The sequence below is a fragment of the Pseudomonas sp. AC242 genome, assembly GCF_979258655.1.
The window spans coordinates 3,345,832-3,371,192 of the sequence record NZ_OZ409873.1; the positions used below are offsets into that span (position 1 = coordinate 3,345,832).

Annotated in this window: 24 protein-coding genes; 10 read left to right on the forward strand and 14 right to left on the reverse strand. The window is 61.3% G+C overall.

The features are described 5' to 3' along the window. Nucleotides 1-143 precede the first annotated feature (143 nt). The gene (locus ACZZ0A_RS14970; RefSeq protein WP_123376224.1) at nucleotides 144-1,337 is read left to right on the forward strand and encodes an MFS transporter; all 1,194 of its coding nucleotides are present in this window, start codon (nucleotides 144-146) and stop codon (nucleotides 1,335-1,337) included. Here the strand turns inward: ACZZ0A_RS14970 and ACZZ0A_RS14975 are convergent. Beyond that, entirely contained in the window at nucleotides 1,334-1,879 is a 546-nt protein-coding gene (locus ACZZ0A_RS14975) for a cytochrome b (protein WP_123376225.1), read from the reverse strand. The two genes, ACZZ0A_RS14970 and ACZZ0A_RS14975, sit on opposite strands and share 4 nt — an antisense overlap. Then, nucleotides 1,876-2,982 (reverse strand): catalase family peroxidase, encoded by a 1,107-nt coding sequence (locus tag ACZZ0A_RS14980; protein ID WP_007917260.1) that lies wholly within the window; start codon nucleotides 2,980-2,982, stop codon nucleotides 1,876-1,878. Before ACZZ0A_RS14980 ends, ACZZ0A_RS14975 begins: the two co-directional genes overlap by 4 nt. A 157-nt stretch (nucleotides 2,983-3,139) precedes the next feature. On the opposite strand from ACZZ0A_RS14980, the gene ACZZ0A_RS14985 reads away from it, so the two are divergent. Both ACZZ0A_RS14985 and ACZZ0A_RS14990 read left to right on the forward strand, forming a co-directional pair. After that, complete coding sequence (locus ACZZ0A_RS14985) at nucleotides 3,140-3,646, forward strand: sigma-70 family RNA polymerase sigma factor (protein WP_007917263.1); 507 nt, start codon at nucleotides 3,140-3,142, stop codon at nucleotides 3,644-3,646. Further along, nucleotides 3,643-4,398 (forward strand): anti-sigma factor family protein, encoded by a 756-nt coding sequence (locus ACZZ0A_RS14990; RefSeq protein WP_095113715.1) that lies wholly within the window; start codon nucleotides 3,643-3,645, stop codon nucleotides 4,396-4,398. Before ACZZ0A_RS14985 ends, ACZZ0A_RS14990 begins: the two co-directional genes overlap by 4 nt. 123 nt (nucleotides 4,399-4,521) lie before the next feature. Here the strand turns inward: ACZZ0A_RS14990 and ACZZ0A_RS14995 are convergent, their stop codons facing one another. The 7 genes from ACZZ0A_RS14995 to ACZZ0A_RS15025 all read right to left on the reverse strand — a co-directional run bounded on the left by ACZZ0A_RS14995 (nucleotide 4,522) and on the right by ACZZ0A_RS15025 (nucleotide 10,947). Beyond that, the gene (locus tag ACZZ0A_RS14995; protein ID WP_007917267.1) at nucleotides 4,522-5,493 is read right to left on the reverse strand and encodes a Csu type fimbrial protein; all 972 of its coding nucleotides are present in this window, start codon (nucleotides 5,491-5,493) and stop codon (nucleotides 4,522-4,524) included. Further along, entirely contained in the window at nucleotides 5,490-7,847 is a 2,358-nt protein-coding gene (locus ACZZ0A_RS15000; RefSeq protein ID WP_007917269.1) for a fimbria/pilus outer membrane usher protein, read from the reverse strand. Before ACZZ0A_RS15000 ends, ACZZ0A_RS14995 begins: the two co-directional genes overlap by 4 nt. Before the next feature lie 79 nt (nucleotides 7,848-7,926). Further along, nucleotides 7,927-8,715 (reverse strand): fimbrial biogenesis chaperone, encoded by a 789-nt coding sequence (locus ACZZ0A_RS15005; RefSeq protein ID WP_123376227.1) that lies wholly within the window; start codon nucleotides 8,713-8,715, stop codon nucleotides 7,927-7,929. 33 nt (nucleotides 8,716-8,748) lie between these two features. Continuing rightward, entirely contained in the window at nucleotides 8,749-9,249 is a 501-nt protein-coding gene (locus tag ACZZ0A_RS15010; protein ID WP_007917272.1) for a Csu type fimbrial protein, read from the reverse strand. Between the two features lie 4 nt (nucleotides 9,250-9,253). Beyond that, entirely contained in the window at nucleotides 9,254-9,790 is a 537-nt protein-coding gene (locus ACZZ0A_RS15015; protein WP_007949687.1) for a Csu type fimbrial protein, read from the reverse strand. Nucleotides 9,791-9,810: 20 nt separating this feature from the next. Beyond that, entirely contained in the window at nucleotides 9,811-10,344 is a 534-nt protein-coding gene (locus ACZZ0A_RS15020) for a Csu type fimbrial protein (protein ID WP_007917274.1), read from the reverse strand. Nucleotides 10,345-10,443: 99 nt separating this feature from the next. Beyond that, nucleotides 10,444-10,947 (reverse strand): Csu type fimbrial protein, encoded by a 504-nt coding sequence (locus ACZZ0A_RS15025; protein ID WP_042704908.1) that lies wholly within the window; start codon nucleotides 10,945-10,947, stop codon nucleotides 10,444-10,446. A gap of 305 nt (nucleotides 10,948-11,252) precedes the next feature. Here ACZZ0A_RS15025 and zapE point away from each other — a divergent pair, with 305 nt between their 5' ends. Together zapE and ACZZ0A_RS15035 are read left to right on the forward strand one after the other, a co-directional pair. Beyond that, nucleotides 11,253-12,383, forward strand: coding sequence for a cell division protein ZapE (zapE, locus tag ACZZ0A_RS15030; protein ID WP_414915803.1), 1,131 nt, complete (start codon nucleotides 11,253-11,255; stop codon nucleotides 12,381-12,383). Nucleotides 12,384-12,599: 216 nt separating this feature from the next. Next, nucleotides 12,600-13,913 (forward strand): leucine-rich repeat-containing protein kinase family protein, encoded by a 1,314-nt coding sequence (locus ACZZ0A_RS15035; RefSeq protein ID WP_463543393.1) that lies wholly within the window; start codon nucleotides 12,600-12,602, stop codon nucleotides 13,911-13,913. Between the two features lie 126 nt (nucleotides 13,914-14,039). On the opposite strand, the gene ACZZ0A_RS15040 is transcribed toward ACZZ0A_RS15035, so the two are convergent. Beyond that, complete coding sequence (locus ACZZ0A_RS15040; RefSeq protein WP_007917279.1) at nucleotides 14,040-14,744, reverse strand: YebC/PmpR family DNA-binding transcriptional regulator; 705 nt, start codon at nucleotides 14,742-14,744, stop codon at nucleotides 14,040-14,042. Nucleotides 14,745-14,965: 221 nt separating this feature from the next. Here ACZZ0A_RS15040 and ACZZ0A_RS15045 point away from each other — a divergent pair, with 221 nt between their 5' ends. Further along, entirely contained in the window at nucleotides 14,966-16,363 is a 1,398-nt protein-coding gene (locus ACZZ0A_RS15045) for a type VI secretion system Vgr family protein (RefSeq protein ID WP_463543394.1), read from the forward strand. Nucleotides 16,364-16,388: 25 nt separating this feature from the next. On the opposite strand, the gene ACZZ0A_RS15050 is transcribed toward ACZZ0A_RS15045, so the two are convergent. Then, nucleotides 16,389-17,780, reverse strand: a complete 1,392-nt coding sequence (locus tag ACZZ0A_RS15050) for an FAD-dependent oxidoreductase (protein ID WP_463543395.1) — start codon at nucleotides 17,778-17,780, stop codon at nucleotides 16,389-16,391. Nucleotides 17,781-17,854: 74 nt separating this feature from the next. Beyond that, nucleotides 17,855-19,180: an MFS transporter gene (locus ACZZ0A_RS15055; RefSeq protein ID WP_007917286.1), complete on the reverse strand. Its 1,326-nt coding sequence runs from the start codon at nucleotides 19,178-19,180 to the stop codon at nucleotides 17,855-17,857. 281 nt (nucleotides 19,181-19,461) lie between these two features. Between ACZZ0A_RS15055 and ACZZ0A_RS15060 the strand changes: the two genes are divergently transcribed. Next, nucleotides 19,462-20,334: a LysR family transcriptional regulator gene (locus tag ACZZ0A_RS15060; RefSeq protein ID WP_007917288.1), complete on the forward strand. Its 873-nt coding sequence runs from the start codon at nucleotides 19,462-19,464 to the stop codon at nucleotides 20,332-20,334. Nucleotides 20,335-20,456: 122 nt separating this feature from the next. On the opposite strand, the gene ACZZ0A_RS15065 is transcribed toward ACZZ0A_RS15060, so the two are convergent. Beyond that, the gene (locus tag ACZZ0A_RS15065) at nucleotides 20,457-21,317 is read right to left on the reverse strand and encodes a LysR substrate-binding domain-containing protein (RefSeq protein ID WP_447786210.1); all 861 of its coding nucleotides are present in this window, start codon (nucleotides 21,315-21,317) and stop codon (nucleotides 20,457-20,459) included. A gap of 112 nt (nucleotides 21,318-21,429) precedes the next feature. Here ACZZ0A_RS15065 and ACZZ0A_RS15070 point away from each other — a divergent pair, with 112 nt between their 5' ends. The 3 genes from ACZZ0A_RS15070 to ACZZ0A_RS15080 all read left to right on the forward strand — a co-directional run bounded on the left by ACZZ0A_RS15070 (nucleotide 21,430) and on the right by ACZZ0A_RS15080 (nucleotide 24,250). Then, nucleotides 21,430-22,539: a 2-aminoethylphosphonate--pyruvate transaminase gene (locus ACZZ0A_RS15070; protein WP_095113724.1), complete on the forward strand. Its 1,110-nt coding sequence runs from the start codon at nucleotides 21,430-21,432 to the stop codon at nucleotides 22,537-22,539. Nucleotides 22,540-22,684: 145 nt separating this feature from the next. After that, nucleotides 22,685-23,512, forward strand: coding sequence for a phosphonoacetaldehyde hydrolase (gene phnX, locus ACZZ0A_RS15075; protein WP_095113725.1), 828 nt, complete (start codon nucleotides 22,685-22,687; stop codon nucleotides 23,510-23,512). A 189-nt stretch (nucleotides 23,513-23,701) separates the two neighbouring features. Further along, nucleotides 23,702-24,250 (forward strand): cytochrome b, encoded by a 549-nt coding sequence (locus tag ACZZ0A_RS15080; protein WP_007917296.1) that lies wholly within the window; start codon nucleotides 23,702-23,704, stop codon nucleotides 24,248-24,250. Between the two features lie 3 nt (nucleotides 24,251-24,253). Here ACZZ0A_RS15080 and ACZZ0A_RS15085 read toward each other — a convergent pair whose 3' ends face one another. After that, complete coding sequence (locus ACZZ0A_RS15085) at nucleotides 24,254-25,180, reverse strand: 1-aminocyclopropane-1-carboxylate deaminase/D-cysteine desulfhydrase (RefSeq protein WP_463543396.1); 927 nt, start codon at nucleotides 25,178-25,180, stop codon at nucleotides 24,254-24,256. Between the last annotated feature and the right edge of the window lie 181 nt (nucleotides 25,181-25,361).

Sequence of the window (25,361 nt, forward strand, 5' to 3'; positions counted from 1 at the left end):
TCCTCCGTCCATCAAAAGATCGCAGCTTGTCTGCGATCTTTTGCTTTTTGCCATTCACACACTCGCGCAAACAGGTTGCAAAATAAAACCCGAACCCATACCGTGATCAAGGTTTTATTTTGAAACCTAAAAGGATGCGGGATATGAAACCTCTCAAAAGCAGCGCCGTTTTGCTTTTCTCTGTGGCCTGCGGTCTGGCCGTGGGCAACGTGTATTACGCACAGCCATTGCTGGACGCCATGGCCGAGGCGTTTGCCCTGTCGCCGGCGACCATCGGCATCGTCATCACCCTGACGCAAATCGGCTACGGCATCGGTCTGGTACTACTGGTGCCCCTCGGTGATCTGCTCAACCGGCGCCGATTGATCGTCACTCAAACGCTGCTATCGGCAGCGGCATTGTTGATGATCGCGCTGGCGCCCAACAGTGTATGGCTGCTGCTTGGCATGACCTTGACAGGGCTGCTCGCGGTAGTGACGCAGGTGCTGGTGGCTTACGCCGCCACGCTGGCGCTCCCGGCCCAGCGCGGGCGCGTGGTCGGGGTGGTCACCAGCGGTATCGTGGTAGGAATTCTGCTGGCACGCACGGTTGCCGGCGGCATGGCCGATCTGGCTGGGTGGCGAGCGATTTACTTCCTGTCAGCAGGGCTGACATTGTTGATGGCGCTGCTGCTGTTTCGCGTCCTGCCCAAGCATGAAGCCCCACAACCGGCGACTGGCTACACCGCACTGATTGCTTCGGTATTCAGTCTGTTCAAAGAGGAACCGGTACTGCGTCAACGCGCGATCCTGGCGCTGCTGACCTTTGCCAGCGCAATGGTGCTGTGGACGCCGATGGTGTTGCCGCTGGCCGCGCCGCCACTTTCTTTGTCGCACAGTGAAATCGGTCTGTTCGGACTGGCTGGCGCAGCGGGTGCGCTGGCCGCTGCACGCGCCGGGCATCTGGCTGATCGCGGCCTCGGACAATGGGTCAGCGGTCTTTCGCTGTTGCTGATGCTCGCTTCATGGCTACCAATCGCCCTCACCCAATCTTCGCTGTGGGCATTGCTACTCGGCGTGATCACTCTGGATCTGGGTCTGCAAGCGGTGCACGTCACCAGCCAGAGCATGATCTACAGCGTGCGCCCCGAAGCGCAAAGCCGTCTCACCGCCGGTTACATGCTGTTCTACTCGATCGGCAGCGCGCTCGGCTCCATCGGCTCGACCGCGATGTACGCGTGGGCCGGTTGGATCGGCGTGTGCCTGCTCGGCGCGGGCATCAACGCCGTGGCGCTCGCGTACTGGTGGCTGACCCTGAAAAGCGGCGCACCGGCACGCTGCGCCACTCAAGCGAGTTAACCGCGGTCGCGACCGCGCAACATACTGTCGAGCACCTCGTCGCGGCGGATCCAGCCATGAAACAGCGCCGCCGCCAGGTGCAGCAGCACCGTCAGAAACAACAGATAGGCCAGATACCCGTGCGCCTTGCGCAATAACGCGAACAACTGCGCATCGGCCGGAACAATGGCTGGCAACTGCAACGTTGTGCTGAGCATGACCGGTTCACCCGAAGCACTGATCATCGCCCAGCCCAGCAACGGCAACACCAGCATCAACGCGTACAGCAGCAGATGCGAAGCCTTCGCCGCCATCACTTGCCAACTTGGCAAATCCGCTGGCAGCGGCGGTTGGCGCGTAGTGAACCGCACCAGCAAACGGACAATCACCAGCGCCAGAATCGCAATGCCCAGCGGTTTGTGCAGATGGATCAACCATTCATGCCGCTCGGAAACCGAGGTGACCATGCCGGCACCAATAAACAGCATGGCGATGATCATGATCGCCATCAGCCAGTGCAGCAGGCGCGCCAACAGGGCGAAATGCGTCGGTTGAGTGCTCATGGACGAGCCTCCTGTTTGGCAGCGGGCAACTGGCTGACTTCGCTGGTGCGACGCAGATAGGAATTGGCGTAACCGGCGGAACGCGCCGCGAGCAACGGGTCGTCGGAGCCTTGAATCCCGGCCGGCAGCACCAGCGGGTCGTAGTTGATATCACGGCATTCGCCGCTCAGTTGTGGCTGGGTTTTTTCCAGCACCAGTGTGCCGGCGTTCAACACTTTGCGGCCGTCGGGCCAGGTCTTGCTGGCATCGTTCACCGGGTCCTCAGGATTGGCCAGGGTGATGTTCAACTGAAAACGCAACGGCGCAGACGCCAACCGCTGCACCAGATCCTTCTCGAGAAAATCGCCGCCCTCAGGCGCAGTGGCGCCCGCAGCGTCTCGCGCCAACGGCGTCATGCTCCAGCGCACGGCCTGTTTTTTACCGCTGGCGTCGACCAGATAAAACGCGTTGACGCTGTTGTAGGTTTCGGTGGCGTAACTGGCCGAGGGTTTGGCGGTCTTCACCCAGGTCAGAAACGGCACGGCTTCCGGATGCGATGCGAAGAACGCTGGCACCTTGCTCGGATCCGGTTTACCGGTGGCCGGATCTGGCGACTGCGCCTGCTGCAATTGATAAAACGCTTCAGGCGTACCGACCGGGAACACCGGCATGCTGTTCATCCCGGTGCGCCACTGCTGCCCGTTGGCCTGGGTGAATCGCAACGCCAGACTGCGAATCGGCACGCTGCTGTCCGGTGCATACGGATTGCCGGCTGGCAAGGCGAATCGCCCGACTACCGGGGTCTGCGGCTCGTTGAACACCTGCGCGGTAGAAAACGCCCGTGCCTCACCACTGCTCTCGAAATGCCCGATCACGCACACGCCTTTGGCGTGGTTACGGCGAAACCCGGGGTGCACGCCGTTGTTCTTCTCCAGCACATCGACCAACGCTTTTGGCGTCAGGCGTTGTGGGTCAAAGTTGCCGTGAACGTAGGCGAATGCTCCGGCCACTGCGGCGACTACCACGGCAATGCCGCCCAGACGCAGAACCAGGCTCGCCGCACTCAGTGGCGGACGCTGCGGCCCGCCGGGCGGTGCAGCATCGGGTGATGAACGATCAACCATGAAAAACTCCAGGGCCATCGGCCACAAGTAGGAAGAATCAGCAAGACGCGCCTCGTCCGGGTTTATTCCACGCGACGGTATTTATTTTTCCGAACGTGGAATAACCTCCAACGACGGACGTCTCCCTAGTCCACAGCGTAGTGACTAGCAGAATTTCATGAGCGAATTCGACGAACAGTTGAGAGAAATCATTCCCAGATTGCGCCGCTTTGCCGTGTCACTGACACGCAACAGCAGCAGCGCCGACGATCTGGTACAGGCTTGCCTCGAGCGGGCACTGTCGAGTTGGGGCGATAAACGCGCCGACGGCGACTTGCGCGCCTGGCTGTTTGCGATCCTCTATCGGCAGTTTCTCGACGCCCATCGGCGCTCCCGACGCTATGCGCGCATGCTCGAATTCTTCACCGGCCGCGACGATGCCGAACCCTCGGTCGAGCGCACCGTCATCGCCCAGTCGACCCTGCAAGCCTTCGATCGCCTGCCCAGCGAACAGCGCGCCCTGTTGCTGATGGTCTCGGTGGAAGGCCTTTCCTATAAAGAGGTCGCCGAGATTCTCGGCGCCCCGATCGGCACCGTGATGTCGCGCCTGTCCCGCGCCCGCCAGGCCTTGCGCCAACTCAGCGACGGCGAAATCAGCAGCCCTTCTTTGCGGATACTCAAATGATCAGCCTGCCTCCCAACGAGCGTGACCTGCACGCCTATGTCGACCACCAGCTCAGCGACGCCGACCGGCGTGTACTGGAGACCTGGCTGGCCAGTCACCCGGATGAAGCGGCGCAGGTTCGCGCCTGGCAACAGGATGCCCAGCAATTGCGCGCGGCACTCAGCGGCGCATTGCAGCAACCGGCCAACCCGGCGCTTGATCCGGCGATGATTCGCCAGCGCCGCCAGCGTCAATCGCGTCGCCATCTGGCCAGCGCGGCGGTGTTGCTGATAGCGGTCAGCGTCGGCGGATTCAGTGGTTGGCAGGCTCGGGAAATGACCCTGGTGCGCCCGTCCATGTTGCCGATGACCGACGCCTTGCAAGCCTATCGCCTGATTGCCCAGCAAGGCATGCTGCCGGCTGATTACAAGGTCGACAGTGATGGCGACATGCAGCGCTGGCTCGACCGCTATTTCAACCGGGCCAGTCGTTTACCGGATCTGAAGGCGGCCGGGTTTGAACCGGTCAGCGGACGCCTGCTCAGCACCGACGAAGGCCCGGCAGCGATGGTGATGTATGAGGATGGCAGTGGCCACAAGGTGAGTTTCTACGTGCGCCCGCCGGGGCCGAAGAACACTTTTTTGCCGCGTGGAAGCCGCAGTGATGGCGACTTGCAGGCCGAATACTGGTCGGGTGGCGGGTACAACTACGCCATGGTCAGCCCGGTCGATACGCCAGCGGCGCAACAGCTCAAGCAATCACTGCAATTCTGAAAACACCGCTGTTCTACGTAGGAGCTGCGGCACGCTGCGATCTTTTGATCTTGTTCTTAAGGGCAAGATCAACAGATCGCAGCCTCGTTTCACTCGACAGCTCATACAAAGGATCGTGTCAGCTCAGAAACCCACGTCCAAAACCACATTGTCCAGATACGTGCCCGCCGGCGGCGTGGTCTGGTCGGTGTAGATCTTCGCGTTGTAGTTGAAGATCTGACTGCCCGTGCCCAAGCCGTTTCCCGGATTGACCTCGGCGTCGGTACTCGCCCGCCGTGCCGCGCCGACACTGCCCCAACGCGTGGTGCCGGCACTTTTGAAAATGTCGTAGGCCAGATAATTGCTTCCGGAAATCATCCGGCGCCGGCCACCGACACTCACCGCGTTCTGCCCGTCGCTCAGCCCCACGGTGTAGGCACTGCCCTTGGTGCAGGCCAGATTGATCGTCTGTCCGGTCACCGGGGTGAACGCGCTGACCACCGGCGCGCTGCCGAAGGCAATGTTCGGTGCGGTAATCGTACAGTCGTTGGACACCGTCAAGTTCACCGTCAACGACGTCGTGCCGTTGGCGATATCACGCCCGAGGCAAATAGCACCGATGCCGATGCCCGAACAGTAATTCCAGTTCCAGAAAATACTCAGGGTTTCGGTATACACCCCGGCGGCGACGTTGCTGCCAATGGTGGTACCGAGATACAGCGGCACCGTTTTCGGCGTCGTACCGTTGAGCAGGCCCAGAGCATCGATGATGCCGTTGCGCGCAAAGTCATAGGCAGTGCCGCGAGTCAGCGGATAGCTGGTGCTGTTGTTGGCGTAGATCGTGTAATTGATGACATCGCCGGTCGGCCCGACCAGACCACTTTGAGTCGATGAAACGGTGCCCCAGAAGTGGTCGTTGCTGGTCAGCAGGGACAGCAGCGAACCGGTGCAACTCAAACCCGCATTCAACGTGGAACTGGGTTGCGAAGTTGTGCGCACGGCAATCGAACTGAGCGTGCCAAACGCCGCTGGCGTGGTGCTGACCACCGAGCACGCGGCCTGCACCGCCCCGGGTATAAGCAGTGCCAGACATAACAGCCATCGCCGGAACATCATTGGCACACCAACGGGCCAATCAACGGCACCTGATCCTGATTCAGATCGACACTGAACTGCGCCTGACAGGTCTTGCCGTCGGCCAGCGTCACTTGCAACGAGTTCTGCGCCTGCAGGTTTTCCAGATACACCAGCCCATCCCAACCGACCACCGTCCGCGTCCCGCTCTGCTCATGCAGCACACCCGCGCCCAGCGGCAACTCGCGCTGCTGCGCGTCGACCAGCACGATGCTCGCGGCAATCACTCGGGTCAGCGGAAATTCCAGCAGATAACCGCTGCCACGCCGCACAGCGATGCGCTGTTCGACGTTGGGGCTGCGCACGTTGGCCGGCAGATTCAGTGGATCGATTTCATACTTGCCGCGGTAATAGGCACTGCTCCACGGCACCAGCAGATGCCCATTCTTGTCAGTCTGGCCGACCTGCTGATTTTCGTAGCGCACCGGAATGTCGGCAAAACCCTCAGTACTGACCACCACAAATGCATCGTCGATGCGGTTGGCGGCGAACACCTGACGGTCCATCCACACCAGCGAACCACTGGCATCGGCCCAACGGGTTTCGGCGTCGGAAGTACCGTAGACGCCGGCCTGCAACTGCACCGATTGCAGACGCCAGGTGACGTCGGCCTGACGATAATCAGCACCATCACCCTTGGCGTAGCCCAGATTGAAACCCACGCCGCCCTCAGTCGGCACCGCGCGGCTATAGTTGACCCGCTGCTGGCTCTGCCCGGTTTTACTGCGATCGCTGCTGATCGCCAGGCTGCCGCGCAGATCGAATGGAATCACCAGTTGCGCCTGCACCGCCCAGTTGCTGTCGCCGATCTCACGGTTGGCCGAGAGGTAGAAACTGCTGTTGCGCCACAGCGGCTTGCTCCAGCTGAGGTTGAGCAGCCGCGTGCGCGAATCGTCCGCCGCGCGCACATCGAAATAACCCGCGCCGAGACTGCCCCAGCGGTCTAGGTTGAGGCTCAGGGTCGCTTGCTCGCTACGCCGGCTAAGACTGATGTACGGGCTGTCGACCACGGTCAGATCGGCGTATTGAGCGTGACGTTGCAGCCGCTGATAAGAAAAGCTGAAACGCTGGTTGCTGTACTGATAGCCCAGGCTTAATTGCTGCCCGCCCTCGCCGTCGAAGCGGCTTTGACTCATCGCGCTGTTGAGTACGCCGAAATTGCCCAGACGCAGGTTGCCGCCGAGGCCGCCCAGTGTCAGCGAATCGGCCGCTTCGGCATGGCTTTCCAGAGTGAAACTGTCGCTGATGCCGTAACGCAGGCTGCCTGAGGTGACACCCGGCCCGTAACTGAAATCCTTCAAACCGTAGTCGCGACGCAACGTACCGGCGGCCACGGAAAAGTCGCTCAAGCCTTTTTGCAGTAAGGTGCTGGTGACATAGAACGGCACCGTGGTCGAGACCTGCCGACCGAGCGCATCAGTGGTCACAACGACAGCTTCGCCAGCGCCGTTGATGAACGGAATATTGGTCAGTGTGTACGGCCCCGGCTGCAAGTCTGCACTGCTGGACTTGTAGCCATTGATGAACAGATCCACCGAGGACGGCACCGCTGCTTCACCGGCAAATTGCGGCAACGGATAGGTCACCAGATCCGGGCGCACCGCGAAATCCCGCGAGAACTGCACGCCGCCCAGACGCACCGAACTGCTCCACGGCAAAGCGCCGCTGATCACGTCGCCGGCCTCATAGGTAAGCATTCGCTCGTCGTCGGAGTAACGCCAGGTGGTGTCGTATCGCAAGTAGCCGTTGTCCAGCGTGTTGAGCGAATCACCGGACAAGGTGCGCCGGTATTGCCCGGTATTGGACAACGTGCCCCAACTGTCGAACAGCCGCACTTCGTTCCACGCCGCCAGGTAAGTGCCGGCATCGTCAGTGTCGTTGAGGTACAGGTCATAGTTGAACAGCGCGCCGAAACTGCTCAGCGCCGGGGTGCGCGGATAGGCTTGTCGATTACCGATGAACTGTTCCGGCAGCCAGTCCGGCGGCACGTCCAGCAGCAGGCGTTGACCAACACTGTCGTAGTCAGAGTGCAGCCCCGCCAGACTGTCGAGATCGACCTCGGCGCCGAGACTGTCGGGCAGCTTCATGCCGGTTTCACGCAACGCCGTTGCCGGGACAAACAAGCGCCCGTCGCGCTGCTGCACCGCCACTACGCGCCCGGTATTCATCTGGTTGACCACCAGTTCCAGAAACAACTGTGCATCACTCACGGCCTCCATGCCGCTGGGTGGCGGCGGCAGATCGCCGGCCCCGGATGGTTGAATGAACATCAGGCAACACGCGCCGGTGATGAGCCACAACGGACGCTGAATACGGCGAACCCGTCCTGGGCTCATACGCGCTTTACGTCCGTCAATGGACTCAATCCTCCTGATACCGCTTGCGTCGACGCCAGATGCCTGCGCTACGACTCACTCACTTGGCTGGCGTGATGCTCTGCACCTGTGCCGCGCCATTTACTCGTACCTGCAACGCTGAATCACTGGTCAGCGGCGTCGGTGCCGGCCAGCGCATCACCGCACCGGGCAGCACATAACCCAACAACCCTTCGGCCAATGGCTTGCTCTGCCCGGCCTGTTTGATGGCCACGTCGGTCAGCCGAGCATGCACCGCGCCCTGATTGCGCACTTCGACGTAGGGCTTGCCGTCCACCGCCACCGTGCGCCAGCTCAACTGCGGCAGACCGACACCTTTGGGATCGCGCGCACGGGTGCTGTCTTCCTTGCTCCACAGCCCCGCGCCATAGGCAAACAGCGGTACCGAATAACGCATCTGGAAGCGGATCGCGGCGGCGGTTTTGCCGCCGTCGGTAGTCGCTGGTTGCGCAGTGGGAATTTCGTCGATGATGATTCGATAGGCCAGTTCCTGCCCCGGCGGCACTTCCTTGGTCCGGGTCAGACGCACCAATTGTTTCTGCCCCGGTTCGATTTTCGCCACCGGCGGGCTGCCGATCACGTCGCGCTGGTTCTGGTATTGCTCGGCGAACCCACTCTGGCTCCAGCCGAACACGCGGATCTGCAGATTGGCGGTTTCGCTGCCGCGGTTCTCCAGCCACAGCGCACTGGCCTGCTGATCAGCCTCCAGCACCGGATCGATCGGCCAGATCAGCACCGAACTGGCAGCGTGTGCGTTGCTTGCCCCGAACATGACCACCGCGCACATCGCGCAACACACGAGCGAATGCCGTGACGTAACTGCCCCCATAAACCTGCTCCTTGTCGGCCATTCAACTTCGCCTTACCACGACAGTTGCACCTGCAACACGTCGCTGTACGTCCCCCCAGGCTGATTGCCCGGCAATTGCACCTGACCGTAAATCGGCAGGCTGATGTTGTTCGCATCGCTGTAAGCCACCGCCACACTCTGGCCAATACCCAGGCTCTGGCTGTAAGCCGCATCACGAAACAGTGCATACGCCACCCGCGCGCTGCCGCTGTTGACCTGCATATGCCGGCCGCTGCTGTTGTACTGGCCGCCATCGACGCTCATGTTCAGCGTTACGCCCGGCGTGCATTGCAATTGCACCCCGCCGGTCAGCGCGACCTGTACGGTGCCGGTGGCCAGTGCCGAACGTGAACCGAAATTCAGCCCGCCATAATTCGATACCCCGCCCACCACCAGACACCCGGCAGTGACCGTGGCGCTGACCTGAAAGCTCTGGCTGGTCGCGGCGGTCAGCGGCAGCGGTGCACTGCCCGCACAAAGCAGGAGCAACGCGGCGCAGCCATGGCAGCGCATGGCATCAGAACGTCAGTTCAACAGCGACGGTGTCGGTGTAAGTCCCCGCCGGCAAACCGGCCTTGCCCACCGCCTGACCGTAGAGGTTCACCGTCTGCGCGACACCGGTGCTGGCCGCAAGGTTGATGGTCCCGTCGATCGCCAGCAGTTGCGAGTGCCCGGCATCGGTGTACAAGTCGTACGGCACGTAATTGGCCACCCCGTCATACAACGCTCGCGTGCCGCCCGGCGACATGCCGTCATGGGAACCCGCGCGCACCTTGACCGTCGGCGTGGTGCCACTGGAGCAGAGAATCGACAGCGCCCCGCCACCACCGCCCAACACCTGCCCGGTGGCGGTGGTGAACAGGCTGTTGGCGGTGCCGAAATTCAACGCACCGAAGTTCAGCCCGGTGGAACCGCCGGCGCCGTTGACCTGACAACTGCTGATCAGGATCAGGCTGGAGGTGATCTGGCCGGTGACCGTGGTGGCGGCGTTGGCACTGGAAACCAGCGCCAGGCCGAGTAACGACAAACCTATCCTTGATGCAAACGTACGCATGGTGTCCGTCCTCTACGGGTTTACCAGTCGAGCGTCACCGTCAGGGTGTCGGTATAGACCCCTGCCGGCACCGCGCGGGTATTCGCCACCACCGAGCCAAATACCGGAATGGGTATCTGCGCACCGCTGGTGACAGCGAAATTGTGTTGCTGGCCGATGCTGTAGCTCCGGGCGCCGGAGGGATCGACAAACAGCTGATAGGGAAGGGTCTGGCGGCCGTTGCTCAGGCGCCGGGTGTTGCCGTCACCGTGGGTACCGCCATCGATAGTGACGGTGAAGCCGGTGACCGAAGGATTGCAGGCAACGTTGAGTGTACCGCTGCTGTCACCGTCGAGACTGGCCTTGATCGGTGCGTTCCAGGTGGGCCCCTGAAGGCCGAAATCGAGGGTGCCGAGGGCACTGACCGGGCTCTCGGGCGTGCTGGTATTGGTGACTTCGCAGCCGGCAATCAGGATCAGCCGCGCATTGATCTGCCCGCTCATCGCCGCTTGCGCGTCATCTGCGAGCAATGCCAGCGTACCTGCCGCCACCACCATCCAGTGTTTGCCTGTCATTGCGCCCGTCCCTGCTCCTTCACGCTGAATCGATCACCGCGCTCATGATTGAACGCCTTCCTTGTGCACCCGCGTCCAGCGGTTGCCTTGATACCGCGATCACCAGGTAACCGTCACCTTGACCAGATCCGAATAACGACTGACCTGCGGCACCTCAGCCAGACGCTCGATCCGCGCATACAGCGGCAATTCTACCGTGCCACTGTCCGGCACCCGCCCGCTGACTGGCACATCCACCACCAGCGGTACCCGGCGCGCCGCGTCCTGATACAAGCGATACGGAATCGGTTTGCTGCCGAACGAACCGGCCATGTAGCGGACTTCACCGACACCGCCATGCAAGCCGCCATCGACGCGCATCTGGTACGGCGTGTCCGGGTTGCACTCCAGCCGTGGCAGGCGCTGATTGGTCAATGCGGCAGCCAACGGCCCGGCGGGGTCATCGAGGCGTGCGGTGCTGCCGAAGTCGAGCACACCCAGTTGCTCAATGCCGGCGCCACGCTGCTGGCCGATCAACTGGCAGCCGCGCTGCACGTCAACGCGCACTTCGACTTGAAGATCCGCCGCATGAACAGGCGCAACGAGTACAACCAGCAAGCCCATGACTACCTGTACATTCACTGCGCCGTTCCTTGTCAGCGATCGCTTGCGACGTCGTTTCTGTGATTGAGGTTAGCAATGGTCGACGATTCCGCCAGTCGATTGGATCCAGGGATCGCCCGAGATATGTTTCGAAAGGTTGGCAACACGTCGAGCCATGTCGCTAAAAATAGCTGTACGTGCCGCACAAATTTGTCCAATAACCGCCCACTCTCGGATCGTTGCGGTGGCTGGCCAAGTCGGCGTCTGGTTACACTACGTTGCCGCGCTCCCGGGTGCCGGTCTTGACGAACACGGAGACGCCCACAGTGCCTGCCCAACCGCCGAAACGATCACGACTGATCCAGCGCTGGCCGGCGTTGCGCCGCTGGTTCGGCAAAGGTTTTCCGGCCAGTGCCGGCCATGATGCCAGTGCCCAGTCGATCCGCGATTACTTTCGGCACAAGGCCAGTGGTCAGGGCTACACCCTCAGCCACAGCCAGCAGTGCGTCATCGATTGCATGGCGCAGCAGGCGAGTCTTTTGCTCGGCGCAAGCGCTCGCACACCCCAGAGCCTCTATTTGTTCGGCGCTGTCGGGCGAGGCAAGAGCTGGCTGCTCGACGGTTTCTTTCAAGCCTTGCCGATCACCCAGAAACGGCGTCTGCATTTCCATCAGTTCTTCGCGCAATTGCATCAGGCCATGTTCAGTCATCGCGAGCACGACGATGCTCTCGAAGTCTGCCTCGACGAATTGCTGCAAGATTGCCGGGTGCTGTGTTTCGACGAGTTTCATGTGCATGACATCGGCGATGCCATGCTCATCACCCGGCTGTTCAAGGCACTGTTCAAGCGGCGGATCCTGCTGCTGGTCACCTCCAACTACGCGCCTGAAGGCCTGCTGCCCAATCCGCTCTATCACGCCCGCTTCAAACCGGTGATCGAACTGATCAATACGCGCATGCAGGTGATGGAGGTCGGCGGCCCGCACGATTACCGCAGCCAGACGCGCCATTCTGCACATCAGATCTTCACCCAAGGGCATTACGTGTGGCCGGCGACGCCAGCACAGCGCGCCGCCCTCGATTTGCCACCTGCCGACGCACCAACCGTCACGCTAACAGTCGGCACCCGGCAGTTTCAGGCGCGGTTTTGTCAGGAGCGGCGGGTCGGTTTCACCTTCAACGACCTGTGTGAACAGCCAACGGCGGTCATGGATTACTTGGAACTGTGTCGACGTTTCGACCGCTGGATCATTGATGATCTGCCAGAACTGGCGCAATGCTCGATCGCCGCGCAACAGCGCTTCATCAACCTGATCGACGTGCTGTACGACCAGGACAAGCACCTGACGCTGCTCGGTCGACTGCCCTTGCGCGAAAGCATGGACGGCCATGTCATCGACCTGGCGCGCACGCGCAGCCGCTTGGGGCAGTTGCAAGAAGTGCACGGGACGATCTGAGCACGCCATTCCCCTGCGGGAGCGAGCCTGCTCGCGAAAGCGCCCTATCAGTCAAAACATCAGCTTCTGACACTCCGCCTTCGCGAGCAGGCGCGCTCCCACCAAGGGCTACTGAAGTTTCGCCATCTGTCCAATTCAAACCCGGGCTTTGCCGTTATCATGCTGCCCATTCCCAGCGCCCCAGCGTCGCTCCACTGAACAATAGCGAACACCAACATGCACACCCTTGCTCAATTGCGCGCCGGCGAGTTGTCGGGCATTACGCGTCTGGATCTGTCTTGTGGACTGACCGAGTTCCCGCGCGAGATTTTCGACCTGGCCGACACCCTGGAAATCCTCAACCTCAGCGGCAACCAATTGAGCAGCCTGCCGGATGACTTGCATCGTCTGACGCGCCTGCGCGTGCTGTTCTGCTCCGATAACCCGTTCACCGAACTGCCAGCCTGTCTCGGCCAGTGCGCGGCGCTGACGATGATCGGTTTCAGGGCCAATCGCATCGTCAACGTCCCCGCTCAAGCGCTGCCGCCTCAGTTGCGCTGGCTGATCCTGACCGACAACTGCATCGAAAGCCTGCCAAGCGAACTCGGTGAGCGCCCGGCCCTGCAAAAACTCATGCTGTCCGGCAATCGCCTGCAAGCGCTGCCGTCCTCGCTGAGCAACTGCCATCGACTGGAGCTGCTGCGCATTGCCGCCAACCGCCTGACCGAACTGCCGCAGTGGCTGCTCGCGCTGCCGAGCCTGACGTGGCTGGCCTACGCCGGTAATCCGCTGGAAACCGAGGCAGACGCCGCCGCGCTGGAAGCGACGCCGCACATCCCTTGGTCAGCGCTGCGCCTGGAGCAACGGCTGGGTGAAGGCGCTTCGGGGGTGATTTCCCGGGCGAGCTGGCAACGCGACGATGGCTCAGTGACGCTGGTCGCGGTGAAACTGTACAAAGGTGAAATGACTAGCGACGGTTCACCGCTGCACGAAATGAATGCCTGTATCACCGCCGGTCTGCATCCCAATCTGATCCGCATCGAGGGGCGCATCAATGGCCATCCCGACGGCCAGCAAGGCTTGGTGATGCAGTTGATCGATCCGTCTTTCCGCAACCTAGCCGACCTGCCAAGCCTGGCATCCTGCTCGCGAGATGTTTACGCCGATGATTGCCGGTTCAGCGCCGAGGTTGCGCTGAACGTTGCCAAAGGCATTGCCTCGGCGGCAGAACACTTGCATCGGCAAGGCATCACCCACGGCGATCTCTACGGGCACAACATTCTGTTGAATGGACACGGCGATTGCCTGCTCGGGGATTTTGGTGGGGCGTCGTTCCACGCGGTTGCCGACACAGCAGAAACACGGGCGTTGCAACGTATTGAAGTGCGCGCGTTCGGGATTTTGCTGGGGGAATTGCTGGCACGCATCGACTCGGGGTTGAGTGATGAATTGCGTGCGGTGCTCGAAGAGCTGGAGCGGCGTTGCTGTCAGGCGGAGGTGCTGGCGCGGCCGGGGTTTGCTGAAGTTAATGCGGTTCTGCGGCAAAGCTGACTGCTGCGCAGTCAATCGCGGGCAAGCCCGCTCCCACAGTGTCCGAGTCGCTCACAAAATGTGTGGACACCTCTGAACCTGTGGGAGCGGGCTTGCCCGCGATGAGGCCATCACCGGAGAAACAGATCAGCCCGCCAGGCCAACAAACATGTCCTGCACGTCATCATGGTTGTCGAGGCCTTCGAGGAACGCTTCAACCTCAGCCATCTGCTCGTCGCTCAAACCGCTCACCGGGTTCTTCGGCTGGTAACCGAGTTTGGCCGACAACACGGTGAAACCTTGCTCTGGCAGTGCTTTCTGCACCGCATCCAGATCGGTAGGGTCGGTCAGGAACAGCGTCGCGCCCTCTTCGCCCGGCTCGAAATCCTGCGCGCCGGCTTCGATGGCGGCCATTTCCGGATCGGCGTCCGGGGTGTCCGGCGAGGCTTCGATCATGCCGACGTGGTTGAAGTCCCAGGCCACAGAGCCGGAAGCCCCCAGTTGGCCCTTGCGGAACGCCACGCGGATTTCCGCGACGGTACGGTTGATGTTGTCGGTCACGCACTCGACGATCAGCGGCACCTGGTGCGGGGCGAACCCTTCGTAGGTCACGCGATGGTACTGCACGGTTTCACCCAGCAGACCGGCGCCTTTCTTGATCGCGCGGTCCAGGGTTTCTTTTGGCATCGAGGCTTTCTTGGCCTGTTCGACCACCAGACGCAGGTGTGCGTTGGTGGTGGTATCGGCACCGTTGCGGGCAGCGATGGTGATTTCTTTCACCAGTTTGCCGAAGATCTTGCCTTTGGCGTTGGCTGCCGCTTCTTTGTGTTTAACCTTCCACTGTGCGCCCATTACTCACTCTCTTGATCTGTGGCGCCGAGACATCTATTGGCCGACGCGTGGCGCCAAGTTTATACGGCCTAAAGTCGGCAATCGACCAAAAAAACGCAATGTGGAATCGACATCTTCACCAAAGCGTGTAGGGCGATTCTGAAAAACGGATTTGACATGACCATTCAACGCTGCGGTTTCGTACCCTCTCAGGCCCGTATTGCCTGACAGAGCCCGTTCGAATGCTCAATGACAAGGAAAGTCCTTTTACCCTGACCCTGACCGACAGCGGTCTGTGCCTGCCAGTGGTGCGCTTTCACGGCGAGGAAGCGCTCAACCAGCCCTACCGTTTCGACATCGAACTGATCGGCCTGGCCCCCGCCATGGCGCCGGGTACATTTCTGCATCAACCGGCATTTCTGCGCCTGGACGACCATTATGGGATTCACGGCGTGATCGACAGTGCCAGTTGCGAACATCGAGGCACACACCGGATCGGCTATCGACTGACGGTTGTGCCGCGCCTGCAGAGGCTGGCCCAGCCGAGCAAACGGCGCGTGTTCGTGCAACTGAGCGTGCCGCAGATCCTTGAGCAATTGCTCACGGAAAATGCCTTGCCCGCTGACGGCTACCGGATTGAAATGAGCGTCGGGCAATACCCGATCCGGCCGTTTTGCATCCAGTACGAAGAAAGCGATCTGGCGCTGCTGGACAGGCTTTGCGAAGAGGAAGGCATTCACTATCACTTCGAACACCGGGTGGACGGGCACATTGTCGTGTTTGCCGATGACAGCCTGAGCTTGCCGCAAATGCCGGTGCTGGTTGCATTCAAGGCTTGCGAGCAAACGCCCTCCCCCTGCGTCAGTGCGCTGTACCAGCATCATCACGCTGCCCCCATCGCCACACTGCATGCGGTGCGTAATCGAGGGCAGCAAGCGCTCAGCAACGATGCCGCCAACCACATCACAGCCAATCACCTGCCGCCGATACCCTCTCTCGAACAACGTCACCACGAACAACGCAGCCGTCGACATCTGGAACGGCAACGCTGCCAGCATCGCACGATCAACGGCCGCTCTGACCGGGTGGGCTTGCTCAGTGGGCATCTGCTGCAAGTGTCGGCGCATCCGATCAGCCACTTCAACGAACAATGGCGACTCACTTCAATACGCCATCATGGGCAACATCCGTCGATTCTGGATCCGACACCGCCGCGGCACCGCTACCACAACGATTTCACCGCCCAGCCCTGGTCGACCGACTACCGTCCAGCGCTCAAACAAACCCGCCCGGCCATCGCCGGGTATCACCTGGCACAGGTAGTCGGACCCACCGGGCAACCGGCGCAGCTCGATGAGCAAGGTCGAGTCGCCGTCAGGCTGTGGCCCTCGGAACAACCGCAAACACTTGATAGCGACGCGGTCTGGCTGCCCATCGCCATGACGCGAGCCAATGGTCGATTCGCACGGGACGAACTGCCCTGCGCCGGCAGTGAAGTGTGGGTGAGTTTCCTCGACAGCGACCCGGACCGGCCAATTCTCTGTCTGGGCAACTCACCCAACCCGACGCCTCGCGAACCACCGACCGCACGCGACAACGACTTGTTGCTCGACTGGTTGCTCAACAGCAACGCCCGCTGATCCCGCTACATCAACACGCCGTGCTTCAACCTTTGTCAGCCTTGCCCGCCGCTGCGGCGAACCTGGCCAGACGCACATCCAGATGCCGAGGCCGCCGGCCGTGATCCTCGGCGCGCTCCTTGCGGCGGATGGCGTTGCGCACCATCAGCGAGCCGAGGTAACGGATCGGCTCCGGCGGGAAGTAGCCCAGCGGCCCGTTGACCAGCGGCGAACGCGTCCATGGATTGTCCAGGCCTTGCACCAGCGAAGCGAGAATCTGCCCGCCCATGTGACATGGGCCGACACCGCTGCCCGAATAGCCGAAACCGTAAAACACATTGCCGGCGCTGCTCATCTGGCCGAAGAACGGCAAACCGGTGACCGAGCGATCCGACGGGCCGTTCCAGGTGGCCTCGACTTTGACATCGGCAAATGCCGGGAAGAAGTCGGCGAGGCTGTTTTTCAGCAGGCCGGCATAGGGCGATGGCTGATCGAATACTGGCAGCATGCGCCCGCCAAACGCGAAGGTATTGCCGCCCTTGCCGAGCATGATCCGGCCGTCCGGGGTGTTGTGGTAGTAGTGCACGAAAATCCGCGAATCAAGCACGGTGACGCCACTGGTCAAACCGATCTCCTGCAACAGATCCGGGCGCGGTTCGGTGATCAGCATGTCGCTGGAAACAATCGCCACGCTACGTTCGAACTGCGGGAAGGCACGGGCCATCCACGCGTTCATCGCCAGCACCACGCGATCAGCGATCACCGTGCCATTCGGCGTCTGCAACCGCGCCGGGCGTCCCTCCTCCAGCCCGGTCATTGCCGTGTTTTCGTGAATCTTCACACCCAACTGCAATGCCACCCGACGCAAGCCACGCACCAATTTGCCCGGCTGCACACTGGCCGCTGCCGGCGAGAACCAGCCCTCCAGATGTTTGCTCGAACCGGCCATGCGCTGCACATCGGCCAGCGGACGCTGGGTGAACGAGTTGATGCCATTGCGCTCCAGTGCGGCAATCACCGCGTCGGTCGAACCGACTTGCGCGCGGTTGGTCGCGGTGTACAGCGTGCCGTCCAGACGGTAATCGGCGTCGACACCGTACTGCTCACAGAACTCGCCGATCGCGTGGATACTGCGTTCCGATTCCTTGACCAGACGTACCGCTTCCTCGACGCCAAACAAGCGCTCAAGGGTGAAATACTTCGCCGACCACGACAGCGCACACCCGCCATTACGCCCACTGGCGCCAGCGCCGCAGATGTCCGCTTCGATCAGCAACACATCGAGTTCGGGGTTCTGTTGCTTGAGCATGATCGCCGTCCACAACCCGGTGTAGCCACCGCCGACGATGCACACATCGGCGCGGACTTCGCCGTGCAACAGCGGGCAGGTTTCAGAGCTGTCGGCCTGCAAGGCCTGCTCCAGCCAAAACGGTCTCATGTGGGGTTCTCCAAGTCAGATGGCCACGACCCAGCCTGCCGCGAGCGCCGCAGCAGGCCGCGAGGCAAAGGGTTTCAGGAACGCAGGGGTTTGATCGTCAGCGGGCAATTGGGGATTGAGGCACGCGGCTCCATCACGCCGACCGGACGGCTGTTCCAGTGCGGAATCAGCACCAGCGCCGAGAACAGCGCACAACCGGCGAAGACGATGAACACCGTCACCGAGTCGAAGTAGCCTGGCAGCAAACCGCCGAGTACCGCGCCGACCGAGCCGCAGCCGTTGACGAAACCGGCCGCCGTGGCGCCGGCCTTGGCTTTGCCGAAGTCGATCGCGGCGGCACCGCTGATCATTGAATCCGGGCCGTAGAGGGTCAGGCCCATGACAAACAACAAGGCGACCACCAGCAACACACTGCCGCTCTGCAACGCAGCCATGAACAGCGCCAGCGTCACGGTCAGCGCCAACAAGCTCAATACGCAGGCCGGCATACGCCGGGCGCCAAAGAGTTTGTCCGAAGCCAGGCCGATCAGAATCGGCCCGAGCAACCCGGCCAGTTCGAACGAAGTGGGAATGATCGCCGCGCCGACCTTGCCGACACTCGGCATCTGTTCAAAGACAATCACCGGGCCCCACAACAGAATCGCGTAACGCGCCGGTTTCAACATGAAATACGCCAGGCCCAGCACCAGCACCGTGCGGTTACGCAGGATTTCCTTCAGCGGCTCCCAGACACTGAGCTTGCTGTTGGCTTCGGTTTCTTCCGCCGTCAATTCAGGCTCCGGCTCAACCGCCGGCAAGCCGACGTCTTCCGGCTTATTGCGCTGGAAGATAAAGAACAACACCGCCACCACGGCAACCACCACCGCACTGGAAATGAATGCCGCGTGCCAGGTGCCCATCAAGGTATACGCCCACCAACCGGCGAACGGCGACGCTACCAGACCACCAAACGCGTAGCAGGAACTCCATAACCCGAGCACTCGCCCGCGTTGTTGGGAAGGGAAAAAACTGCCGAGGTTCTTGCACAATCCCGACCATCCGGTGGACTGCGCCAACCCCTGAATCAACATGCAGGTGGCGAAGATCGGCAACGTGGCGAAACTGCCCATCACCAACGCCGCCGCTGCGGAAATCAGCAAACCGCCGAGCACCACGACCCGTGGGCCAAAGCGGTCAGCGAGCATGCCCCAAGTGAACTGGCCGAGGGCATAAGCCGCCAGATAAATCGCATCGAGGTTGGCCATGGCCATCTTGTCGAGCATGAAGGTGGGGTCTTCGGCGATGCCCAGTTTGGCCACCGAAAACGCTTTGCGGGTGAAGTAGAAAGCGGCGTACGCCAGCCAGGTAATCGCGAAAATCTGCACGCGCCAACGCGCAATGGTGCCGATGTGCTTGTTCATGGTGGTTCTGACCTCAGGGTGTGAGTGTGCCGGCAGAATCGTTAAGCAAAACGCCTGTGTTTTTATTGTTGAGCACTGCGATATCACCCCGTCCCTACGGCGATATCGGTCAGATGAGTCCTGCTGTTGCACGCACAGGCTCATGGCCACCGTGCTGCCCGAGCGGGCAGTCAGCGATGGCGTGAGCCGATCAAAGCAATTACTGTTTAATAAATAAAATCGATTTATCGTATTTCACACATAAGCTCAGCTTGTTACTGACTTATCGATCAGGTGACTGCATGTCGGTGTCCCACGCCCAACTCAAAGCCTTCCACGCCGTGGCCGTGCATGGAAGCTTCACCAAAGCCGCCGAGCGCCTTTTTCTCACGCAACCGGCGATATCCGACCAAGTGCGCAAACTCGAAGAGCGTTTCGGCGTTTTGCTGTTTCACCGCAATAAACGTTCCGTGCGCCTGACCGACCTGGGCGAGCGCTTACTGGCGATCACCCAGCGCCTGTTTGTAATTGAAGCCGAAGCGCAGGAACTGCTGCAGGAATCCCAGGCCCTGCAGACCGGCAGCCTGATTCTGGCGGTGGATGCGCCGGTGCACGTGCTGCCGCAGATCGCGCGGTTCTGTGAGCGCTATCCGGGCATCAGCGTGAAGATCGAGACCGGCAATACCGATGAATCGCTGTTTCGCCTGTTCAACTATCAGGCCGATCTGGCGTTGCTTGGGCGTGATGTCAGTGATGAACGCTTGCTGTGTGTGCCGCTGCGCAATGATCCGATGGTGGCGTTCGTATCACGCAATCATCCGTGGGCCGAACGTGAATCGATTTGCCTGGCAGACCTGGATGACACGCCGCTAGTGTTGCGTGAACACGGTTCGGTGACGCGGCAAACGCTGGAAGAGGAAATGGCGCGGGCGGGGTTTCGTATTCGTCCGGCGATTCAGGTTGAGGGGCGGGAAGCGGCGCGCGAGGCGGTGGTGGTCGGGATTGGTGTCGGCGTTGTTTCGGCGGCGGAGTTTGGTGCGGATTCGCGGGTGTGTGCGTTGCCGATAATAGATTGCACACGACGACTGACGGAGACGCTGGTGTGTTTGCGCGAGCAAAGCAATCGACGGGTGGTGGCGACCTTCCTCGATATGGTTCGCGACAGTCTTGTGTAAGGAATACCGGCCCCATCGCTGGCAAGCCAGCTCCCACAGGTTTCTTGGCTGTACCCAGCACCTTTGAACGACCGAGATCACTGTGGGAGCTGGCTTGCCAGCGATTGGGGCGACTCGGTGTATCAGGCCGGCGCCAAGCCAAAGAACGCCTGAATCAAGCGCAAATCCCGGCGCCGCTCCATGCAACCGATCATGTGCCGATTGACCAGCCCTTCGCCGACAATTGGAATCGCCACCACCCTCGGGTCATGACTGACCTCCACCGAGGACACCACGCCAACGCCCAACTCAGCGGCAACGGCTTCGGTCACCGCCTCACGGCTATCGAGCTCCAGCAACACGCGCGGATGGATCGACGCCTGCGCACAGGCCTCATCAAACGTGCGCCGGGTGATCGAACTCGGCTCGCGCAACACCATGATCACTTGATCCAGCTCCTTGAGCTTCACTTCCCCGGTGCGCATCGCCCACGCATGCCCTGCCGGTACCAAGGCGCAGATCCGTGATTCGCTCAACGCTTGCAGATGCAAGCCTTTGCGCGGCTCCACTTCGGTCAACACCGCCACATCGGCGTGTTCCGACAACAACGCCGCGAGGGTTTCCTGAGCATTGCCCAAACGCAGATTCACGGTGATCCCCGGATAGCGCGCACGCAGGCTGGCGAGCATCGGCATGACCATGTGCGGCCCGTCCGCCGCCACTTCCAGCCGTCCGGTGAGTAATTGCCGGTTGGCCTCGAGCATCGTCTGCGCCTCTTCCGCGAGGCCAAACATTGCGCGGGTAATCGCCGCGAGTTTGGTGCCCTCCTCGGTCAGTTCCACCCGACGCGCGGTGCGCCGCAACAGAGTGATCTGGTAGTGCTCCTCCAACGCCTTGATGTGCCCGGTAACCGCCGGCTGACTGATGAACAACCGTGCGGCGGCGCGGGTGAAGCTGCCTTCACGGGCCACGGCGTCGAAGGCGCGGAGCTGGAACAGGTTCATGAATAACTCTCGCTGATGGCTGGCATAACAACAAACAATTTGATTGATGCAACGGCGAATTGCAACGTATGCCCCGTAGCTTCATCCCACAGCGCAATCCGAGGACATACGAATGAGTATCGCCGAACCCATCCTGCTCACTCCCGGCCCGTTGACCACTTCGGCCCGCACCCGCCAGGCGATGATGGTCGACTGGGGGTCATGGGATGACCGTTTCAATCAACTGACCGCCAGCCTCTGCGAACAACTGCTGGCGATCCTCAACGGCGCCGCCACTCACCACTGCGTACCATTGCAGGGCAGCGGCACCTTCGCTGTTGAAGCGGCGATCGGCACCCTGGTGCCGCGTGATGGCAAAGTGCTGGTGCTGATCAACGGTGCCTACGGCAAGCGTCTGGCGAAGATCTGCGAAGTGCTCGGCCGCTCGTTCAGCACCTTTGAAACCGCTGAAGATGAGCCGACCACCGCCGCTGACGTCGATCGCCTGTTGCGCGCCGATAGCAACATTACCCACGTTGCGCTGATCCACTGCGAAACCAGCACCGGCATTCTCAACCCGCTGGCGGAGATTGCCCAGGTCGTCGCGCAACACGGCAAACGCCTGATCATCGACGCCATGAGCTCCTTCGGCGCACTGCCGGTGGATGCGCAGCAAGTGCCGTTCGACGCACTGATCGCCGCGTCCGGCAAATGCCTGGAAGGCGTGCCGGGGATGGGCTTCGTGTTTGCTCGCAAAGAGTCACTGGCCGCTGCCGCCGGTAACTCGCATTCGCTGGCAATGGACCTGTACGACCAGCACGCTTACATGATGAAAACCGGGCAATGGCGCTTCACCCCGCCGACCCACGTGGTCGCGGCGCTGCACGAAGCGCTGCTGCAATACAACGAAGAAGGTGGCCTGCCGGCGCGGCATGCGCGCTATGCCGCCAACTGTCAGGCATTGATGGATGAGATGGGCAAACTCGGTTTGCGCAGCTTCCTGCCGGCGGCGATTCAGGCGCCGATCATTGCCACGTTCCATGCGCCGCAAGATCCGCGTTATCAGTTCAAGGATTTCTACGAGCGGGTCAAGGCCAAGGGTTACATCCTCTATCCGGGCAAATTGACCCAGGTCGAGACCTTCCGCGTCGGTTGCATCGGCCATGTCAGCCCGGACGAAATGCGCCAGGCCGTCGCGGCGGTCGGTGAAGTGTTGCGTGAGATGGAAGTCCTCGAAATCTGAGCCACACCACCAATCCCTTGTAGGAGTGAGCCTGCTCGCGATGAGGCCGTGTCAGTCGACGAAGCTGTTGAGTAATCAACCGCTATCGCGAGCAGGCTCATTCCTACAGTTTGAATTGCATTGCCAACTCAGGAATTTGATCAACATGAACTACATCAATCCAAACAAGCTGCAAGCCGCGATCCTCGACTGGGCCGGCACCGTGGTCGATTTCGGCTCGTTCGCACCCACGCAGATCTTCGTCGAAGCCTTCGCCGAGTTCGACGTGCAGGTCTCCATCGAAGAAGCCCGCGGGCCGATGGGCATGGGCAAGTGGGACCACATCCGCACCCTCTGCGATCAGCCACAAGTGGCCGAGCGTTATCGCAAGGCATTCGGCCGCACGCCGACCGATGACGACGTCACTGCGATCTACAAGCGCTTCATGCCGCTGCAGATCGAGAAGATCGCCGAGCACTCGGCGCTGATTCCCGGCGCACTGGAAACCATCGCCAATCTGCGTCAGCAAGGGATCAAGATCGGTTCCTGCTCCGGCTACCCGAAGCAAGTGATGGACAAGGTCGTCGAACTGGCTGCCACCAACGGCTACGTCGCCGACCACGTGGTTGCCACCGACGAAGTGCCGAATGGTCGCCCATGGCCGGCACAGGCCCTGGCCAACGTGATCGCGCTGGGCATCGACGATGTCGCGGCGTGCGTGAAGATCGATGACACCGTGCCGGGCATTCTCGAAGGCCGCCGCGCCGGGATGTGGACCGTGGCACTGATCTGCTCGGGCAACGCGCTGGGTCTGGATTACGCCGGTTTCCGCGCCTTGGGCAGCGATGAACTGGCCAGCGAACGCAAGCGCATTCACGCGCTGTTCGAAGGCTCGCGCCCGCATTACATGATCGACACCATCACCGATTTGCCGGAAGTGATTGCTGACATCAACAAGCGCCTGGCCAACGGCGAGATGCCGCAATCGAGCTGATTCCTGGCGCTGGCTACAAACAAAAACGCCAGCGTCTGCACGACGCTGGCGTTTTTTATTGGCAAAGCCCCCATTCAGAGCATTGAAAGTCCGATCAGCCTCAGGCAAATCCGCCAAAGCGGATTACAGTTAAAGCATGCCGTCGCCCAAGAACGGCCGTTTTGACCCTGATCTGTGAGGACACACCGTATGCCGTGGACAAGTTCCGAATCGCGCTACAGCACCGTCTCGGTCCTGTTGCACTGGCTGATGCTGGTCCTGTTGGTGCTGGTGTACGCCAGCATGGAGTTGCGCGGCCTGTTTCCCAAAGGCAGTGGCGGGCGCACGCTGATCCGCGAAGTGCACTACATGCTCGGCCTGACCGTGTTTGTGCTGGTGTGGTTTCGCCTGCTCGCGCGCAGCATTGGCCCGGCGCCGAAAATCTTCCCCGCCTCGCCGCAATGGCAAACCGTGCTGGCGCGGCTGATGCACTGGGCGTTGTACCTGTTCATGATCAGCATGCCGATTCTCGGCTGGCTGATCACCAGCGCCGAAGGGCATCAGGTGATGTTCTATGGTTTTGATCTGCCGCTGCTGGTCGCGGAGAACAAGGATTTCGCCAAACAGGTCGAGTACTGGCATGTGCTCATTGCCACGATCGGCTACTGGCTGATCGGGCTACATGCCCTGGCGGGGATCTATCACCATTATGTGGTGCGCGATAACACCCTGCTGCGGATGATGCCCAAGCGCGGTTGAGCGTCAGGGGCTGGCGATAAACCCGCGCCGCCCCTGCAAACCTCCGGTATGAATGAAGATCAGCCGTGTGCCGGCTGCGAACCTGCCCGCCTCGACTTGCAGTTTGAGCGCCAGCAACGCCTTGCCGGTGTACAGCGGCTCCAGAGGAACGCCGCTGGCCTGTTCGGTTTGTTCGATGAACTCAAGCAACGCCGGATCAACCTTGGCGAAACCGCCGCGGCTGGCGTCGATCAGTTCATAGCGCCCGTTGCCCTGCCCTGCGGCTTGCAGGATCGACTCGACTTGCGGCGCCACGCCGTGATCATCTGGCACAGCCAGCGCGCCATAGACCGGGTGGGCCCCTGCTTCGGCCAGCAGCAATCCCGCCAATGTCGTGCCGGTGCCGCAAGCCAGCCACCAAGCGTGATAATCACTCCAGCCCAGCGTGTGCAATTGCGCTTGCACCTGCTGTTTGATGGCCGCACAACCGAGCGCCCCCGTTAAGCTGCCACCGCCCTCGGGCACCGCATACAACTGCGGATACTGCGCGCGCCAAGGCTCCCAGAATCCCGGCTGGTTTCGTGCGCGATAGCCGCCGTAACCCAACCAATGCAGTTGCATGCCGAATGCCTGCAAATCCTGCACTGTCGGCGTTTCCTGTGCATGCCCGCGCAACAGCCCCACGGTTTTGAACCCCAGCCGTTTTCCCGCCGCCGCCAACGCATGCAGATGATTGGAGTGAGCCCCACCGAGACTGATGATGCCTTCGGCACCCGCACGGTCGGCGGCCTTGAGGTGTTCGACGAGTTTGAACCATTTGTTGCCGCTGATCAGCGGGTCGATCTGGTCGAGGCGCAGGATGGCGACTTCAATGCCGGCGGTTGCGAGCCAGTCGAGTTGAAGCGGTTGTAGCGGGGCTTGGGGGAGCCAGTTGGAGGGAGGCAAAAGCATGGGCGGCGATTCGATCTGGACAGAGCCGGCATTCTAGTCGCTCAGAAGCAGCCATCGCGAGCAGGCTCACTCATACATTGGTTTGGTGGTGCTCACTGCATCTGTGAACAACACAAACCCTGTGGGAGCGAGCCTGCTCGCGAAAGCGGAGTGTCAGCCAATACATATGTCGACTGACACC

Bases quoted from the DNA above. Each gene is read 5' to 3' on its own strand.
- ACZZ0A_RS14970 (WP_123376224.1), top strand. From the start codon at position 144: ATGAAACCTCTCAAAAGCAGCGCCGTTTTGCTTTTCTCTGTGGCCTGC.
- ACZZ0A_RS14975 (WP_123376225.1), bottom strand. From the start codon at position 1,879: ATGAGCACTCAACCGACGCATTTCGCCCTGTTGGCGCGCCTGCTGCAC.
- ACZZ0A_RS14980 (WP_007917260.1), bottom strand. From the start codon at position 2,982: ATGGTTGATCGTTCATCACCCGATGCTGCACCGCCCGGCGGGCCGCAG.
- ACZZ0A_RS14985 (WP_007917263.1), top strand. From the start codon at position 3,140: ATGAGCGAATTCGACGAACAGTTGAGAGAAATCATTCCCAGATTGCGC.
- ACZZ0A_RS14990 (WP_095113715.1), top strand. From the start codon at position 3,643: ATGATCAGCCTGCCTCCCAACGAGCGTGACCTGCACGCCTATGTCGAC.
- ACZZ0A_RS14995 (WP_007917267.1), bottom strand. From the start codon at position 5,493: ATGATGTTCCGGCGATGGCTGTTATGTCTGGCACTGCTTATACCCGGG.
- ACZZ0A_RS15000 (WP_007917269.1), bottom strand. From the start codon at position 7,847: ATGAGCCCAGGACGGGTTCGCCGTATTCAGCGTCCGTTGTGGCTCATC.
- ACZZ0A_RS15005 (WP_123376227.1), bottom strand. From the start codon at position 8,715: ATGGGGGCAGTTACGTCACGGCATTCGCTCGTGTGTTGCGCGATGTGC.
- ACZZ0A_RS15010 (WP_007917272.1), bottom strand. From the start codon at position 9,249: ATGCGCTGCCATGGCTGCGCCGCGTTGCTCCTGCTTTGTGCGGGCAGT.
- ACZZ0A_RS15015 (WP_007949687.1), bottom strand. From the start codon at position 9,790: ATGCGTACGTTTGCATCAAGGATAGGTTTGTCGTTACTCGGCCTGGCG.
- ACZZ0A_RS15020 (WP_007917274.1), bottom strand. From the start codon at position 10,344: ATGACAGGCAAACACTGGATGGTGGTGGCGGCAGGTACGCTGGCATTG.
- ACZZ0A_RS15025 (WP_042704908.1), bottom strand. From the start codon at position 10,947: ATGGGCTTGCTGGTTGTACTCGTTGCGCCTGTTCATGCGGCGGATCTT.
- ACZZ0A_RS15035 (WP_463543393.1), top strand. From the start codon at position 12,600: ATGCACACCCTTGCTCAATTGCGCGCCGGCGAGTTGTCGGGCATTACG.
- ACZZ0A_RS15040 (WP_007917279.1), bottom strand. From the start codon at position 14,744: ATGGGCGCACAGTGGAAGGTTAAACACAAAGAAGCGGCAGCCAACGCC.
- ACZZ0A_RS15045 (WP_463543394.1), top strand. From the start codon at position 14,966: ATGCTCAATGACAAGGAAAGTCCTTTTACCCTGACCCTGACCGACAGC.
- ACZZ0A_RS15050 (WP_463543395.1), bottom strand. From the start codon at position 17,780: ATGAGACCGTTTTGGCTGGAGCAGGCCTTGCAGGCCGACAGCTCTGAA.
- ACZZ0A_RS15055 (WP_007917286.1), bottom strand. From the start codon at position 19,180: ATGAACAAGCACATCGGCACCATTGCGCGTTGGCGCGTGCAGATTTTC.
- ACZZ0A_RS15060 (WP_007917288.1), top strand. From the start codon at position 19,462: ATGTCGGTGTCCCACGCCCAACTCAAAGCCTTCCACGCCGTGGCCGTG.
- ACZZ0A_RS15065 (WP_447786210.1), bottom strand. From the start codon at position 21,317: ATGAACCTGTTCCAGCTCCGCGCCTTCGACGCCGTGGCCCGTGAAGGC.
- ACZZ0A_RS15070 (WP_095113724.1), top strand. From the start codon at position 21,430: ATGAGTATCGCCGAACCCATCCTGCTCACTCCCGGCCCGTTGACCACT.
- phnX (WP_095113725.1), top strand. From the start codon at position 22,685: ATGAACTACATCAATCCAAACAAGCTGCAAGCCGCGATCCTCGACTGG.
- ACZZ0A_RS15080 (WP_007917296.1), top strand. From the start codon at position 23,702: ATGCCGTGGACAAGTTCCGAATCGCGCTACAGCACCGTCTCGGTCCTG.
- ACZZ0A_RS15085 (WP_463543396.1), bottom strand. From the start codon at position 25,180: ATGCTTTTGCCTCCCTCCAACTGGCTCCCCCAAGCCCCGCTACAACCG.